The sequence below is a fragment of the Micromonospora reichwaldensis genome, from assembly GCF_031845925.1.
Taxonomy (GTDB): domain Bacteria; phylum Actinomycetota; class Actinomycetes; order Mycobacteriales; family Micromonosporaceae; genus Micromonospora; species Micromonospora reichwaldensis.
In genome coordinates, this window is record NZ_JAVRFL010000010.1 from 178504 (window position 1) to 192650 (window position 14147).

At 76.0% G+C, this 14147-nt stretch carries 15 protein-coding genes and 1 pseudogene; 10 read left to right on the top strand and 6 right to left on the bottom strand.

Annotated elements, in window-relative coordinates; genetic code table 11:
- Positions 1-70: 70 nt before the first annotated feature.
- Positions 71-682: a 30S ribosomal protein S4 gene (gene rpsD, locus RM555_RS11060; protein WP_311411648.1), complete on the bottom strand. Its 612-nt coding sequence runs from the start codon at positions 680-682 to the stop codon at positions 71-73.
- 68 nt (positions 683-750) lie between these two features.
- Between rpsD and RM555_RS11065 the strand changes: the two genes are divergently transcribed.
- Complete coding sequence (locus RM555_RS11065; protein WP_311411649.1) at positions 751-1509, top strand: DUF2470 domain-containing protein; 759 nt, start codon at positions 751-753, stop codon at positions 1507-1509.
- Positions 1510-1536: 27 nt separating this feature from the next.
- Here the strand turns inward: RM555_RS11065 and RM555_RS11070 are convergent, their stop codons facing one another.
- From RM555_RS11070 to RM555_RS11080, 3 genes are all read right to left on the bottom strand, one after another.
- The gene (locus tag RM555_RS11070; RefSeq protein ID WP_151454267.1) at positions 1537-2145 is read right to left on the bottom strand and encodes a TetR/AcrR family transcriptional regulator; all 609 of its coding nucleotides are present in this window, start codon (positions 2143-2145) and stop codon (positions 1537-1539) included.
- Between the two features lie 70 nt (positions 2146-2215).
- Entirely contained in the window at positions 2216-2971 is a 756-nt protein-coding gene (locus tag RM555_RS11075) for an ABC transporter permease (protein ID WP_311411650.1), read from the bottom strand.
- Complete coding sequence (locus RM555_RS11080; protein WP_311411651.1) at positions 2968-3696, bottom strand: ABC transporter ATP-binding protein; 729 nt, start codon at positions 3694-3696, stop codon at positions 2968-2970. Before RM555_RS11080 ends, RM555_RS11075 begins: the two co-directional genes overlap by 4 nt.
- Before the next feature lie 308 nt (positions 3697-4004).
- On the opposite strand from RM555_RS11080, the pseudogene RM555_RS11085 reads away from it, so the two are divergent.
- The 4 genes and pseudogenes from RM555_RS11085 to RM555_RS11100 all read left to right on the top strand — a co-directional run.
- Positions 4005-4601: pseudogene (locus RM555_RS11085) on the top strand (phosphoribosyl-AMP cyclohydrolase); the annotation flags it as partial.
- Between the two features lie 180 nt (positions 4602-4781).
- A complete protein-coding gene (gene hisI / locus RM555_RS11090; RefSeq protein ID WP_311411668.1) occupies positions 4782-5219 on the top strand; it encodes a phosphoribosyl-AMP cyclohydrolase in 438 nt (145 codons plus the stop codon).
- Positions 5216-6802, top strand: a complete 1587-nt coding sequence (locus tag RM555_RS11095) for an anthranilate synthase component I (RefSeq protein WP_311411652.1) — start codon at positions 5216-5218, stop codon at positions 6800-6802. Before hisI ends, RM555_RS11095 begins: the two co-directional genes overlap by 4 nt.
- A complete protein-coding gene (locus RM555_RS11100) occupies positions 6799-7428 on the top strand; it encodes a Trp biosynthesis-associated membrane protein (protein ID WP_311411653.1) in 630 nt (209 codons plus the stop codon). Before RM555_RS11095 ends, RM555_RS11100 begins: the two co-directional genes overlap by 4 nt.
- On the opposite strand, the gene RM555_RS11105 is transcribed toward RM555_RS11100, so the two are convergent.
- Entirely contained in the window at positions 7421-7678 is a 258-nt protein-coding gene (locus tag RM555_RS11105; RefSeq protein WP_101415126.1) for a hypothetical protein, read from the bottom strand. The two genes, RM555_RS11100 and RM555_RS11105, sit on opposite strands and share 8 nt — an antisense overlap.
- Positions 7679-8167: 489 nt before the next feature.
- Here RM555_RS11105 and trpC point away from each other — a divergent pair, with 489 nt between their 5' ends.
- The 3 genes from trpC to trpA are packed head-to-tail and all read left to right on the top strand — an operon-like array spanning position 8168 to position 11059.
- Positions 8168-8971 (top strand): indole-3-glycerol phosphate synthase TrpC, encoded by an 804-nt coding sequence (gene trpC, locus RM555_RS11110; RefSeq protein WP_192581374.1) that lies wholly within the window; start codon positions 8168-8170, stop codon positions 8969-8971.
- A 41-nt stretch (positions 8972-9012) separates the two neighbouring features.
- Positions 9013-10251 (top strand): tryptophan synthase subunit beta, encoded by a 1239-nt coding sequence (gene trpB / locus RM555_RS11115; protein WP_311411654.1) that lies wholly within the window; start codon positions 9013-9015, stop codon positions 10249-10251.
- A gap of 4 nt (positions 10252-10255) precedes the next feature.
- Positions 10256-11059: a tryptophan synthase subunit alpha gene (gene trpA / locus RM555_RS11120; RefSeq protein WP_311411655.1), complete on the top strand. Its 804-nt coding sequence runs from the start codon at positions 10256-10258 to the stop codon at positions 11057-11059.
- A 39-nt stretch (positions 11060-11098) separates the two neighbouring features.
- Here trpA and RM555_RS11125 read toward each other — a convergent pair whose 3' ends face one another.
- On the bottom strand, positions 11099-11647 hold the full coding sequence (locus tag RM555_RS11125) for an NUDIX hydrolase (protein WP_311411656.1): 549 nt from the start codon (positions 11645-11647) through the stop codon (positions 11099-11101).
- Positions 11648-11748: 101 nt separating this feature from the next.
- On the opposite strand from RM555_RS11125, the gene lgt reads away from it, so the two are divergent.
- Together lgt and RM555_RS11135 are read left to right on the top strand one after the other, a co-directional pair.
- Positions 11749-12930 (top strand): prolipoprotein diacylglyceryl transferase, encoded by a 1182-nt coding sequence (gene lgt / locus RM555_RS11130; RefSeq protein WP_311411657.1) that lies wholly within the window; start codon positions 11749-11751, stop codon positions 12928-12930.
- 13 nt (positions 12931-12943) lie between these two features.
- Positions 12944-14131: an FAD-dependent oxidoreductase gene (locus tag RM555_RS11135; protein ID WP_311411658.1), complete on the top strand. Its 1188-nt coding sequence runs from the start codon at positions 12944-12946 to the stop codon at positions 14129-14131.
- Positions 14132-14147 lie beyond the last annotated feature (16 nt).

A 14147-nucleotide genomic window follows, 5' to 3' on the forward strand; every position in this document is an offset into this window, starting at 1 on the left:
GCTGAGCAGATTCGGCGGGGGCGTCGGGCCCGTGCGGCGCGGCCCGGCGGTGCGCCGGGCCGCGCGGTGGTCACCGGGAGTAGAACTCCACCACCAGCTGCTCGTCGCAGATCACCGGCACCTCGTGCCGGGCGGGCTCGCGCAGCAACGTGGCCCGCAGCTCGGCCAGCTCCACCGACAGGTACGGCTGGCCGGGTCCCTCGGCGGCGTTGGCGCCCGCGGCGGCGAGCTGGAACGGCAGGGTCGTGCGGCTGCGTTCGCGGACGGCCACCACCTGTCCCGGACGCAGCCGGTACGACGGCCGGTCGACCTTGCGCCCGTCGACGGTGAAGTGGCCGTGCGCGACGAGCTGCCGGGCCTGGTAGATGCTGCGGGTCAGGCCGGCCCGGTGCACCACCGCGTCGAGGCGTCGCTCCAGGAGGGCGACCAGGCTCTCGCCGGTCTTGCCCGCGCTCCGGGCGGCCTCGTCGAAGGCGCGCCGAAGCTGGGTCTCGCTGACGTTGTACTGGTGGCGCAGGCGCTGCTTCTCCAGCAGCCGCACCTGGTAGTCCGAGGTCTTGCGGCGCTGCCGGCCGTGCACTCCGGGCGGGAAGGGGCGCCGCTCGAAGTACCGCACGCACTTGCGGGTGAGGGGGATGCCGAGGGCGCGGGAGAGGCGGGCCTTGGGCCTGGGTTGGTTCACGCTGGACGTCTCCGATCCGGTGCTCTAGTCTCCGAGTTAGGTAAGGCTAACCTACGAAGGAGTCGTTCATGCGGCCCAGCCCGGCGGAGATCGTCCGCACCCTCGTCGCTGGCCGGCTGCCCGGCATCGCCCACGTCGCGCACCGGCCCGGCCCGCACCAGGTCCGGCACGTGACCGACCCGGACGGCCGGGTGCTGCTGCTCGTGCCGGTCGTCAGCGACCTCGCCGCCGCGCTGCGCCCCGCCGACGGCGACTCCGAGGTCGCGCTGGTGCTGGACGTGCTGGACCTGCCGCCCGCCGCCGGCGCGCCGAGCCTCGGCCGGGCCTGGGTCTCCGGCTGGGCGGCCCGGCTGGAGGGCGACGAGGAGCGCCGCGCCGCGCTGGACTTCGCGGCCGTGGAGCCGGCCGGTGACCTGCTCGACGTCGGCACCCGGTTCCGGCTGCACCGCTTCGAGGTGGTCGAGGCCCGCTGGGAACGCGGCGACACCGTCCGCCGCATCGACCCCGAGGCGTACGCCGAGGCGGAGCCCGACCCGCTGCACGCCGTCGAGGGTGAGCTCCTGGCCGACCTCGCCGACCACCACGCCGCCGAGGTGGCCGGGTACCTGCGCCGCCAGCTCGGCCTCGCCGACGGCGGCACCGACACCGCGCCCCGGGTGGTCCGGATCGACCGGTACGGCCTGCTGGTCGTCCACGGCCGACCCGGGGCCCGCCGGCGTGTCCGACTGGCGTTCCCGCGTCCGCTGGACTGCCAGGCGGAGCTGACCCGGCTCCTGCATCCGCTGGTCTGCCGGCACGCCCCGTCCCGGCACGCCGACCACGCCTGACCGGGTGCCGCCGCCCCGGCCGTCCGGTCAGCCGGCGAAGACCTCCGCGAGGTCGCCCGTCAGGTAGCGCTGCACGGTGGGGCCGACCGCCGCGACGAGGGTCTCCGGGGCAGCCGAGGCGACCGGTTCCAGCCGGACCACGTGCCGCATCACGGCCAGCCCGATCAGCTGGCTGGCCACCAGCGAGCCGCGCAGCGGCAGCTCGGCCGGGTCGACGTCGAGCTGGTCGAGGATCCTGCGCAGCACCTGGGTGACCAGGAACTCCCGCAGCAGCCGGGCGGTCCACTCGTTGCTCACCGCCGAGCGCAGCAGGGCCACGCCGGCGGTGCCGGCCGGGGAGTCCCAGACGCCGAGGAAGGTGCGCACCAGCCGCTCCCCGAGACCCGCGCGGTCGCCCGCGAGCACCCTCGGCAGCAGCTCGGCCGGGTCGACCGGCGCGTGCATCGCGGCCAGGAAGAGCCGGTCCTTGCTGCCGAAGTAGTGGTGCACCAGCGCCGGGTCCACCTGCGCGGCGGCGGCGACGGCCCGGATCGAGGCCCCGTCGAAGCCCCGCTCGGCGAAGGCGGCGCGGGCCGCGTCGAGGATGGCCTGCCGGGTGTCCGGGTTGCCGGGTCGTCGTCCGGTCCGCCGCGCCATCGTCGCCCTTCGCTCCACCGTCGTCCCGCCGCCGCCGGCCGCGTCGTGCCCCGCCGGTCGGGGCGGCGGCTCAGCCGCTGCGCCGCCGGAGGGTGGCCGCGGCGAGCACCAGCGCCAGCGCCGCCGCGCCGGCGACCACCGCCACGTCCCGCCACATCGTGCCGGTCGGCTCCGCGTGGGCGCCGACCTCCTGGAGCGCCTCGACGGCGTACGACAGGGGCAGCACGTCGCTGACCGCCTGCAACCAGCCCGCCATCTCGCCCCGGGGCACGAAGAGCCCGCAGAGCAGCAACTGGGGCACGACCACGACCGGCATGAACTGTACGGCCTGGAACTCGGTGCGGGCGAAGGCGCTGCAGAACAGCCCGAGTGCGACGGCGAGCACGGCGTTCAGCGCGGCGACCAGCACCACCAGCCCGCTGTGTCCGGCGGTCTCCAGCCCGAAGACGCCGTACGCGACCACGGAGGCTACGGCCGCCTGGACCACCGCGGCCAGCCCGAACGCGATGCCGTAGCCGAAGAGCAGGTCGAGCTTGCCCAGCGGGGTGGTGAGCAGCCGCTCCAGCGTGCCCGTGGTGCGCTCGCGCAGCATCGCGATGCTGGTCACCAGGAACATGATCACGAAAGGGAAGAAGCCGAGCATCACCAGGGCGACCCGGTCGAAGGTCGACGGCTGCCCCGGCGGGGCGGGCTGGTCGACGTACATGGCGTGGACCAGGGCGAGCAGCACCGACGGGACCACCAGCAGCAGCGCCACGGTGCGCCGGTCGTGCCGTAGCTGGCGCAGGATGCGGCCGGTGGTGGCGGCCAGGATCCGGGGGTTCACGACGCCTCCCGTCCGGCGGCGCCCGCCCTGATCAACCGCAGGAACGCCTCGTCCAGGTCGTCGGTGCCGGCGGCGGCGCGGACCGCGTCGGGGGTGTCGTCGGCTATCAGCCGCCCCTCGCGGATCAGCAGCAGCCGGTCGCAGCGGGCCGCCTCGTCCATGACGTGGCTGGAGACCAGCAGGGTGGTGCCGGCGGCGGCCATGGCGTGGAACCGGGCCCACAGGTCGGCCCGCAGCACCGGGTCCTGGCCGACGGTCGGTTCGTCGAGGACGAGCAGTTCCGGCTCCCCGACCAGGGCGCAGGCCAGCGACGCCCGGCTGCGCTGCCCGCCGGAGAGGGTGCCGACCAGTTGGCCGGCGGCCGACCCGAGCCCGACCTCGGCGACCGCCCGGTCGGCTTCGGCCCGCCCCCGGCCGTGCAGGGCGGCGAAGTAGCGCGCGTTCTCGCGCACCGTCAGGTCGGCGTAGACGCTGGGCGCCTGGGTGAGGTAGCCGACGCGGCGGCGCAGCTCCGGCGACCCGGCGGGACGCCCCAGCACGGTCACCGAGCCGGCGCCGAGCACCTGCACGCCGACCACCGCCCGCAGCAGCGTGGTCTTGCCGCTGCCGCTCGGGCCGAGTAGCCCGGTGACCGAACCGCGCGGGACGTCCGCGCTGACGCCGTGCAGCACCCGCCGCCCGCCCCGCTCGACGACCAGGTCGCGTACGGCGATCGCCTCGTCCACCGGCGCCTCCCGGGGAAACTCATCATCCGTTGAACTCGACGCTAGCGGAGACGCCCGCCGGGCCGCAACGGTCGACCCCGGTCCACCCGCGCGGACCCCGGAGCGGCGGGGAGATCGGTCGGGCATTAGCCTTCGGACCCGGACAGCGGGTCCGCCAACGGGCATCAGGCGCGGCATCGGGCATTGCGCCCTGATCGGACGTACGGCACGATGGCGCCGTGGGTCACGCTGCGTCACCGGACGAGAGGTTCCTCGGCGAATGGGCGGCCCGGTTGCGGGCCGGTGCCGAGCAGCCCGTGGTGGGCATCATGCTGCGCGGCAGCCACGCCCGGCGGGCCGCCACCGCACACAGCGACGTCGACGTCGACGTGCTGCTCGACGGCGCCCCGTACGCTGCCCGCCGGGCGTTCCTGGCCGAGCACGGGGGCCGGCTGACCCACGTATCGGTGGCCGCCCGCGACGTGAACTCCTGGCTGACCCGCCTCGGCGAGCCCGCCGACTGGGCGTTCGGGCTGCCGGTGACGGCGCCGGCCCGGCTGCTGTGGGCGGACCCGCACTGGCGGCCCCGGATCGACCTGCCGGTGCTCTGCCATCCCGCCGGCGAGCCGCAGCTGGAGGAGCTGATCGCGACGCTCGGTAAGGTGGCCGGCGCGCGGGATGCCGACGACCACCTCGGCGTCCGGCTGGCTGCCGCCGATCTGGCCCGGCTCTGCCCGTCCGTGCTGCGGCTGGCCAACCCCACGGTCCGGGTGACGTCCCGGCGGGCGGCGTTCGCCGCCGCCCTCGACCTGCCGGTGGCGCCCCCGCGCTACCGGGAGGACCTGCTGCTCTGCCTCGGCCTGCGGCCCGGCTCCGTCGGCCAGCTCTGCGCCGCCGCGGCCCGCCTTGTCACCGGCGTCCTGCCGCTGGTCCGCCCGTACGCCGCCGAGGTCGCGCGGGCCGCCGGCGCGGACCTGGCCGACGCCCTGACCGACGGCCGGCTGGACCGCTACGTCGACCAGCTGACCCGGCCCGCCCACCGGCCGCCGCGGCCCCGGCGGGAGCCGTCACCCGTGCCCGCCCCGCGTGCGGGACAATGGGTCACTGTGCCCGTACCTGACGCGCCCGTGACCGGCGCCCACCCCAGTCCGCAGGAGCCCGCGGCCGACGGCGCGGTCCGTCCGTCCCGGCTCGACCCGGCCATCGCCGCCCGGCTGCGCCGCACCCCCGACGGGCTGGTGGCCGCCGTGGTCCGCCAGCACGACTCGGGTGAGGTGCTGATGGTCGCCTGGATGGACGACGAGGCGCTGCACCGCACCCTGACCACCGGCCGGGCCACCTACTGGTCGCGCAGCCGCCGGGAGTACTGGGTCAAGGGCGCCACCTCCGGGCACCACCAGTACGTCCGCGCGGTGGCGCTGGACTGCGACGGCGACGCGCTGCTGGTCGACGTCGACCAGGTCGGCGCGGCCTGCCACACGGGGCACCGCACCTGCTTCTTCACCGAGCTGCCGGTCGGCGGGGACGGGGCGGGTGCCCGGTGAGCGGGCAGCGCGTCACGCCCGGCGGCTCCCGCACCGACGGCGCGGTCAGCCCCGATCCGGCCACCTTCGCCGAGCTGGCCGCCCGCTGGCGGGTCGTGCCGGTCACCCGCCGGCTGCTGGCCGACGCGGAGACCCCCGTCGGCGTCTACCGCAAGCTCGCCGGCGGCCCGGGGACGTTCCTGCTGGAGTCGGCCGAGCAGGGCGTCGGCTCCGCCGGCCTGGCCTGGTCGCGCTACTCGTTCATCGGCGTACGCAGCAGCGCCACGCTGACCGAACGGGACGGCGCCGCGCTGTGGACGGGCCACCCACCGGCCGGCCTGCCCACCTCCGGCGACCCGGTCCGGGTGCTGCGCGAGACCGTCGAGGCGCTCGCCGGCCCGGCGTTCGACGCGACCAGCGGCATGCCCCCGCTGACCGGCGGCATGGTCGGCTACCTCGGCTACGAGCTGATCCGGCGCTTCGAGCGGCTGCCCGAGCTGACCGAGGACGACCTGGGCGTGCCCGAGCTGGGCATGATGCTCGCCACCGACCTGGTCGTGCTCGACCACTACGACGGCTCGGCGATCCTCGTCGCCAACGCGATCCTGCCGCCGCTGGCCGAGCCGGACCGGGACGCCCAGGTCACGGCGGCCTACCACCACGCGGTCGGGCGGCTCGACGCGATGACCACCGCGCTGTCCCGGCCGATCCCGCCGATGGTCTCGACCGTCGGGCGGCCCCCGGCCGGCGAGGTGCGCAGCCGTACGCCCGAGGGCGGCTACCCGAAGGCCGTCGAGGCGGCCAAGGAGGCGATCCGGGCCGGCGAGTGCTTCCAGATCGTGCTGGCCCAGCGGTTCGAGCGGGACACGCACGCCGACCCGCTGGACGTCTACCGCGTGCTGCGCACGACGAACCCCAGCCCGTACATGTACCTGCTGCGCTTCGACGGCTTCGACATCGTCGGCTCCTCCCCGGAGGCGCACCTGAAGGTGACCGGCGACGCCGAGGGGCGGCAGCGGGCGCTGCTGCACCCGATCGCCGGCACCCGGCCGCGCGGCGGCACCCCCGAGGCCGACGCCCGCCTCGCCGCGGAGCTGCTCGCCGACCCGAAGGAGCGCGCCGAGCACGTGATGCTTGTCGACCTGGGGCGCAACGACCTGGGCCGGGTCTGCCGCCCGGGCACCGTCGAGGTGCCGGAGTTCGCCACCATCGAGCGCTACAGCCACGTCATGCACATCGTCTCGACCGTGGTCGGCACGCTGCGCGAGGACCGCACGGCCTTCGACGCGCTGGCCGCGACCTTCCCCGCCGGCACCCTCTCCGGCGCGCCGAAGGTGCGGGCCATGGAGATCATCGAGGAGCTGGAACCGGTGCGGCGCGGCATCTACGGCGGCACCGTGGGCTACTTCGGCTTCGGCGGTGACCTGGACATGGCGATCGCGATCCGTACCGCGCTGATGCGCGACGGCAGGGCGTACGTGCAGGCCGGGGCGGGGGTGGTGGCCGACTCCGACCCGGCCGCCGAGGACCAGGAGACCCGGAACAAGGCCGCCGCCGTGCTCGCCGCCATCGCCGCCGCCGAGACCCTCCGGCCCGCCCGATGACGGCCGCCGAGCCGCGCGGCCAGGAGCCGGGGACGACTCCGGCCGCCGACGCCGGCCGCAGCGCGCCGCCCGGCACGCACCGGCGCGAGCTGACGTACGCCGTGCTGCTCTGCGTGGCCGGCGCGGGCCTGGCGCTGTGGGCGTCGACCCGCACCTGGGCGGTCGAGCTGACCGCCCGGCCCAGCCCGCTGCCGCCGGTACGCGACGCCCGCACGGGCGCCGGCCTGCTGCCCTGGCTGCCGGCGCTGGCCCTCGTCGGGCTGGCCGGCGGCGGGGCCGTGCTCGCCACCCGGGGCCGGGCGCGGCGGCTGCTGGGCGGGCTGCTGTGCGTGCTCGGCGCGGCCGTGGCGGCCGGCGGCGGCTACGGCCTGGTCGCGGCGTTCGACGGCGAGGTCGCCCGGCAGTGGCCGGCGCTCTGCCTGCTCGGCGGGGTGCTCGCCACGGCGGGCGGGCTGCTGACGGCGCTGCGGGGGCGGCGCTGGCCGGCGATGGGCGCCCGCTACGAGCGGCGGCCCGCGGGTGACGCCGCGCCGGCTGCCCGGGGCGAGGACGACCGGGTCACCGGCCGGCACACCACCGAGGCGTGGGACGCGCTGGACCGGGGCGAGGACCCGACGGTCAGCTGACCGGCTGGCGCTCGCGGGCGGCGGCCCGGGCCGCCGCCAGCTCCGCCACCAGGCGGTCCAGCTCGGCCCGCTGCTCGGCCCGGGCCCGGTCGGCGCAGACCGCCTCCCAGGCGTTGCCCCGCGCGGTCCGCATGCGGGCCTCGCCCACCACGGCGCGCTCCAGGGTGTGGACCACGCCCACGGCGAGCGATGCGACCGTGCGCGAGACGGTCGTCAGTCCGATGGGCTGGTGCGGCTCGACAGTGCTCATGATCACCCCGCGAGGATCGTTGGTGACGGTGGGGCAGGCGCGTCATCGAGTCTGCCCGAGGACGATGCTGGCTGGTTCACGTTTCGCCGTGGTGACCGACACGTCAACACTGCTCGCAGGGCCGCCACCAGGCAAAGGGCCGTTCGACCTTGAGGTAGGTCACACCATCGACCGGCGTCCGCGGCGGGTGCCGGACCGGGCGGCCGGCCGCGCCCTCAGATAGGATCACGTCGATGACCTGGGGGCGGAGGCGGGAATGGTCGGGTGTCGGTCGTCGCGGGGTGCGGTCGCCCTGCGTGACATCCCGTTCACCGGAGGTCGGCCATTATGCCCCAGCCCATCTCGTGAGGCACGCCATACCCCCGGCGGCCGTCGCCAGGTGGCGCCCCCTAGCATCGGCCCATGACACCCGGAGAGGGGAGTCCGTTGGTGACTGCTGAGCATGCGCACGCGGAGGGGGACGAGGCCGGTACGGCAGCGTCCGTAGGCGTGCTCGACGAGATCCTGGCCGGCGTGCGCGAGGACGTCGCCCGGCGCCAGGAGCAGGTTCCGCTGGAGCGGATCCGTGAACTGGCCGCCGCCGCGCCGCCGCCGCTGGACGCGTACGCGGCCCTGCGCAAGCCGGGCGTCGCGGTGATCGCCGAGGTGAAGCGCTCGTCGCCGTCCAAGGGGCGGCTGGCCGAGATCGCCGACCCGGCCGACCTGGCCGGCGACTACGCCGCCGGCGGGGCGCGGGCGATCAGCGTGCTGACCGAGGGCCGCTGGTTCGGTGGCTCGCTCGACGACCTGGCCGCCGTCCGCGCCGCCGTCCGCATCCCGGTGCTGCGCAAGGACTTCGTCGTCTCCAGCTACCAGGTGCACGAGGCCCGCGCGCACGGTGCCGACCTGGTGCTGCTGATCGTCGCCGCGCTGGAGCAGAACGCCCTCGTCGGCCTGCTGGAGCGGATCGAGTCGCTGGGCATGACCGCGCTGGTCGAGGTCCACGACGAGGAGGAGGCCGACCGCGCCCTGGAGGCTGGTGCCCAGGTCATCGGGGTCAACGCCCGCAACCTGCGTACCCTGGAGGTCGACCGCTCGGTGTTCGAGCGGATCGCGCCCGGCCTGCCCAGCAGCGTCGTCAAGATCGCGGAGTCGGGGGTGCGTGGCCCGCACGACCTCATCCGGTACGCCTCGGCGGGCGCCGACGCGGTCCTGGTCGGCGAGGGCCTGGTCACCCAGAAGAGCCCCCGTGAGGCGGTGGCCGAGCTGGTCAACGCCGGCAACCACCCGGCCACGCCCCGCCCGGTGCGCTGACCCCGCGCCGGTCCGTCAGCACCGAGAGGACGATCGATCCCATGAGCGCCGACGTGACGGCCGCCGCGGCCGGTCCGCTGCCCGACCCCGCCGGTCACTTCGGCCGGTTCGGCGGCCGGTTCGTACCGGAGGCGCTGGTCGCGGCGCTCGACGAGCTGGACGCGGCGCACCGCGCGGCGATGGCCGACGAGTCGTTCCGGGCCGAGTTCGGCGCCCTGCTGCGCGACTACGCCGGCACCCCCTCGCTGCTCTACGCGGCGGAGCGGTTCTCCGCCAAGCTGGGCGCGCGGGTGCTGCTCAAGCGGGAGGACCTCAACCACACGGGGGCGCACAAGGTGCGCAACGTGCTCGGCCAGGCCCTGCTGACCAGGCGGATGGGCAAGCGCCGGGTGATCGCCGAGACCGGGGCCGGCCAGCACGGCGTCGCCACCGCCACCGCCGCGGCCCTGTTCGACCTCGACTGCGTGGTCTACATGGGGCAGGTCGACACCGAGCGGCAGGCGCTCAACGTGGCCCGGATGCGGATGCTCGGCGCCACCGTCGTCCCCGTCACCAACGGCTCGCGCACCCTGAAGGACGCGATGAACGAGGCGATGCGCGACTGGGTCGCCAACGTCGACGACACCCACTACCTGATCGGCACCGCCGCCGGGCCGCACCCCTTCCCGGCGATGGTCCGCGACTTCGTCCGGGGCATCGGCGACGAGGCGCGCCAGCAGTGCCTCGACCTCACCGGCGCGCTGCCGGACGCCGTCACCGCCTGCGTCGGCGGCGGCTCCAACGCGCTGGGCATCTTCCACGCCTTCGTCGGCGACCCCGACGTGCGGCTCTACGGCTTCGAGGCCGGCGGCGACGGGGTGGAGACCGGCCGGCACGCGGCCAGCATCACCGGCGGGTCCGCCGGGGTGCTGCACGGCACCCGGACGTACGTGCTCCAGGACGCCGACGGGCAGACGTGCGAGTCGCACTCGATCTCCGCCGGGCTGGACTACCCGGGCGTCGGGCCGGAGCACGCCTGGCTGCACGACAGCGGCCGGGCGACGTACCTGCCGGTCACCGACGAGGAGGCGATGGCGGCGTTCGAGCTGCTCTGCCGCACCGAGGGCATCATCCCGGCGATCGAGAGCGCGCACGCGCTCGCCGGCACCCTCAAGATCGCGCCGAAGCTCACCGCCGAGCTGGGCCGGGAGCCGACGATCGTGGTCAACCTCTCCGGCCGGGGCGACAAGGACGTGCACACCGCCGGCGACTACTTCGGCATCCTCGACAAGGAGCAGTGAGAACGTGAGCCGGATCGGGGTGGCCTTCGACAAGGCCCGCGCCGACGGGCGGGCCGTACTGGTCGGCTGCATGCCGGCCGGCTTCCCGACCGTCGAGGGCAGCATCGCCGCGATGACCGCCATGGTCTCCGCCGGCGTCGACGTCATCGAGGTGGAGATCCCGTACTCGGATCCGGTGATGGACGGCCCGGTGATCCAGAAGGCCAGCGACATCGCCCTCGCCGGCGGCGTACGCACCCGCGACACGCTGCGCGTCATCGAGGCCGTCGCGGCCACCGGCGCGCCCGTGGTCACCATGACCTACTGGAATCCGGTCGAGCGCTACGGCGTCGACGCCTTCGCCCGGGACCTCGCCTCGGCCGGGGGCACCGGGCTGGTCACCCCCGACCTGATCCCGGAGGAGGCCGGCGAGTGGCTCGCCGCCTCGGACGCGTACGGGCTGGACCGCACCTTCCTGGTTTCGCCGTCCTCGACCGACGCGCGGCTGGCGATGACCGTCGAGCACTGCCGGGGCTTCGTCTACGCCACCGCGATCATGGGTGTCACCGGCGCCCGGGCGAAGACCTCCGACGCGGCCCCGATCCTGGTCTCCCGCACGCGGGAGGTCACCGACCTGCCGGTCGGCGTCGGGCTGGGCGTCGGCACGGGCGCGCAGGCCGGCACGGTCGCCGGGTACGCCGACGGCGTCATCGTCGGCAGTGCGCTGATCCGCTGCCTGCTCGACGCGCCCGATGAGAAATCCGGGCTGGCCGCCCTGCGCGCGCTGAGCGCGGAACTCGCCGAGGGCGTCCGCAACCCGACCCGCTGACCTCTGCCGCCCCCCTGCCGCTCTCCCGCCCCGCCCCGGTCAGTGGCGCGGTGCCCGGTCGGCCGGCGGGGTGCTCCGCTGCCCCGGTGGGTGGCCCGCCGTCGGCGCCGGGACGCCCGGGGCGGCGTCACGCAGCACGCCGGAGCGGCCCGCCAGGGCGTCGGTGAGCGCCGTCCGGGTGGTCGGGGTGAGCGCCTCGGGCAGTGCCGAGGGGTGGTGCCAGGACAGCCGGCAGCCGCCCGCCGGGTCGCCGGCCGGCCCCGACCCCCGCGTACGCGCCCGGAAGACGTGCACCAGGACGTCGGGCAGCGGCCCGGCGCGCCCGGCCGCCGGGGCCGGACGGGCGAGCGCCGCCGGCGCTGCCCCGTACCGCCCGGCGAGGTGGTAGAGGCCGACGAGGTCGACGACCTCGACCTCCCACCCGGTCTCGGCCCGGATGTCGCGCGTGACGGCGTGCACGGGGCTCTCGGCCGGGCGCAGCCGCCCACCGGGCAGGCCGTGGCGCTCGCCCCGGCCCTGCCGGCACAGCAGCACCCGGCCGGCGTCGTCGGTGACGACCGCGGCGACCGCCCAGGTGAACGCGCTCATGGACAAAGAGCCTACGGCGGCGCAAACCAGAAGTCACCGGGACCGGCGGACGGTGGACCGGGGTGCCACCGGAGGGGGCCACGGCGGTAGCGTGTGCATCCGTGACTCTCGCCTCGCTGACTCCCCAGGCGGCCCTGCCCAGCCCCAGCACCGCCGTCTGGCAGCTCGGACCGGTGCCGATCCGGGCGTACGCGCTGTGCATCATCGTCGGCATCGTGGTGGCCTGCTGGGTCACCGAGCGGCGGTTGCGCCAGCGCGGCGTCGCCCCCGGTGCTGTCCTCGACATCGCGGTCTGGGCGGTGCCGGCCGGCATCGTCGGCGCCCGCATCTACCACGTGATCACCTCTCCGGAGAAGTATTTCGGCACCGGCGGTGACCCGATGAAGGCGTTCGCCATCTGGGAGGGCGGTCTCGGCATCTGGGGCGCGGTGGCCGGCGGGGCCGTCGGCGCGTGGTTCGCGGCCCGGCAGCTCGGCATCCCGTTCGGGGTGGTCGCCGACGCGCTGGCCCCCGGCCTGCCGCTGGCCCAGGCGATCGGCCGGCTCGGCAACTGGTTCAACAACGAGCTCTACGGCGGCCGGACCACCCTGCCGTGGGGGCTGGAGATCCACCGGATGGACCCGGACAACCCGGGCCACGCGCTGCGCGACGACGCCGGCACGCCGATCCTCGAACCGGGCCTCTACCACCCGACGTTCGCCTACGAGCTGCTGTGGAACGTCGGCGTGGCCGCGCTCGTCCTCGTCCTCGACCGCAAGCTGCGCCTCGGCCGGGGACGGGCGTTCGCGCTCTACGTCATGGGCTACACGGCCGGGCGGTTCTGGATCGAGCTGATGCGCACCGACGAGGCGAACACCATCCTCGGCGTACGCCTGAACGTCTGGACCGCCGGCCTGGTGTTCCTCGGCGCCCTGGCCTACTTCGTGCGGGTGCGCGGCCCCCGGGAGTACGTCATCCCCATCGGCGCCGCCGCGACCGCGGAGCCGGCCGTCGACTCCGGCGTCTCGCAGGTCGACCTGTCCGCGCGGGAGGCCGGTGCCCGGCCGGCGGCCCCGCAGGGCTACCGGGTGGTGAACGAGGAGCAGTACCGGCTCTGGCGGGAGACCGGCGAGACGCCGGCCCAGCCGGACGCCGAGGCTGACGGGCCGTCGAGCGCGGCGGACACCGACGACGACCTGCCGATCAAGTCGACCGCCGCCGGGGACGACGGCGCGCCCGCCGGGGAGACCCCGCAGGACCGGGCCGGGGCCACGGGCACCCGGCCCGCCGAGCGCGACAGCTGAGGAGGAGCACCCGATGCGTAGCGCGGTCGTGGTCGGCGCCGGGATCGGCGGCCTCGCGGTCGCCGGCGCGCTGGCCCGCTCCGGCTGGCGGGTCACCCTGCTGGAGCGTGCCGACCGCGTCCGCCCCGAGCCGACCGCCGTGGCGCTCTGGCCCAACGGCGTACGCGCGCTGCGCGCCCTGGGCCTCGGCGCCGGCCTGGAGGCGATCGCCACGGGGCTGCCCGACGGCGGGGTGCGCCGCCCGGACGGGCACTGGCTGGTGCAGCCCCGCCCCACGCCGGCCGACCGGATGCCGGTGGTGGTGCACCGGGAGGACCTGCACGACGCGCTCATCGCCGGCCTGGGTGACGAGGTCGAGCTGCGCACCGGGGTGACCGTGCGGACGGTCCGCGCCGTCTCCGGGGAGCGTCCCTCGGTCGGCGACGGCCGGCACACCATCGAGGCCGACCTGGTCGTCGCCGCCGACGGCACCGACAGTGCGCTGCGCCGGCAACTCGCCCCCGAGTCCGGCGTGGTCAGCTCCGGCTGCGCCGCCTGGCGGGCGGTGATCCCCTGGTACCGGGCCCCGAAGCTGCCCGCCGACCGGCCCGTCGGCGGCGAGGTGCTCGGTGCCGGCTACCGCTTCGTGTCGGCCTCGCTCGGCGATCGCGGCTCCTCCGGCGGCTCCAGCCGGGGCGGCATCTACTGGGTCGCCACCGCCGTCGGCGCGCCCCGCCCGGAGCCGCCGGAGACCCAGCTCGCCCTGCTCCGTCGCTGGTACGCGGGCTGGCCCGCGCCGATCGCCGACCTGCTCGACGCCACCGACCCGACGGACGTGGTGCAGCAGGAGATCCGCGAGCTACGGCCGCTGCCGCGGTCGTACGGCTTCCCGACCGGTCCGGGCGGGGTGGTGCTGCTCGGCGACGCCGCCCACGCCATGCCGCCGCACCTCGGCCAGGGCGCCTGCCTCGCCTTCGAGGACGCCGCGACCCTCGCCTCGCTGCTGCGCGAGTCCCGCCTGCCCGATGCGGTGGTCGCGTACGACCGGGTGCGCCGGCCCCGGGCGGCGACGGTGGTCCGGCAGACCCGCCGGATGTCGGCGGTGCTGAAGGCCCGGGGCCCGCTGGCGCTGCGCGCCCGCGACGTAGCCCTGGGCGCCCTCACCCCCCGCCTCCTCTCCACGGCCGCCACCACGGCCGCCCAATGGCGCCCCCCGACCTGACCCCACCCCCCACCCC

Coding starts and splice junctions, on each gene's coding strand:
- RM555_RS11065 (WP_311411649.1), top strand. CDS start 751: ATGCGGCCCAGCCCGGCGGAGATCGTCCGCACCCTCGTCGCTGGCCGG.
- RM555_RS11070 (WP_151454267.1), bottom strand. CDS start 2,145: ATGGCGCGGCGGACCGGACGACGACCCGGCAACCCGGACACCCGGCAG.
- RM555_RS11100 (WP_311411653.1), top strand. CDS start 6,799: ATGACGGCCGCCGAGCCGCGCGGCCAGGAGCCGGGGACGACTCCGGCC.
- RM555_RS11105 (WP_101415126.1), bottom strand. CDS start 7,678: ATGAGCACTGTCGAGCCGCACCAGCCCATCGGACTGACGACCGTCTCG.
- trpB (WP_311411654.1), top strand. CDS start 9,013: ATGAGCGCCGACGTGACGGCCGCCGCGGCCGGTCCGCTGCCCGACCCC.
- RM555_RS11125 (WP_311411656.1), bottom strand. CDS start 11,647: ATGAGCGCGTTCACCTGGGCGGTCGCCGCGGTCGTCACCGACGACGCC.
- RM555_RS11135 (WP_311411658.1), top strand. CDS start 12,944: ATGCGTAGCGCGGTCGTGGTCGGCGCCGGGATCGGCGGCCTCGCGGTC.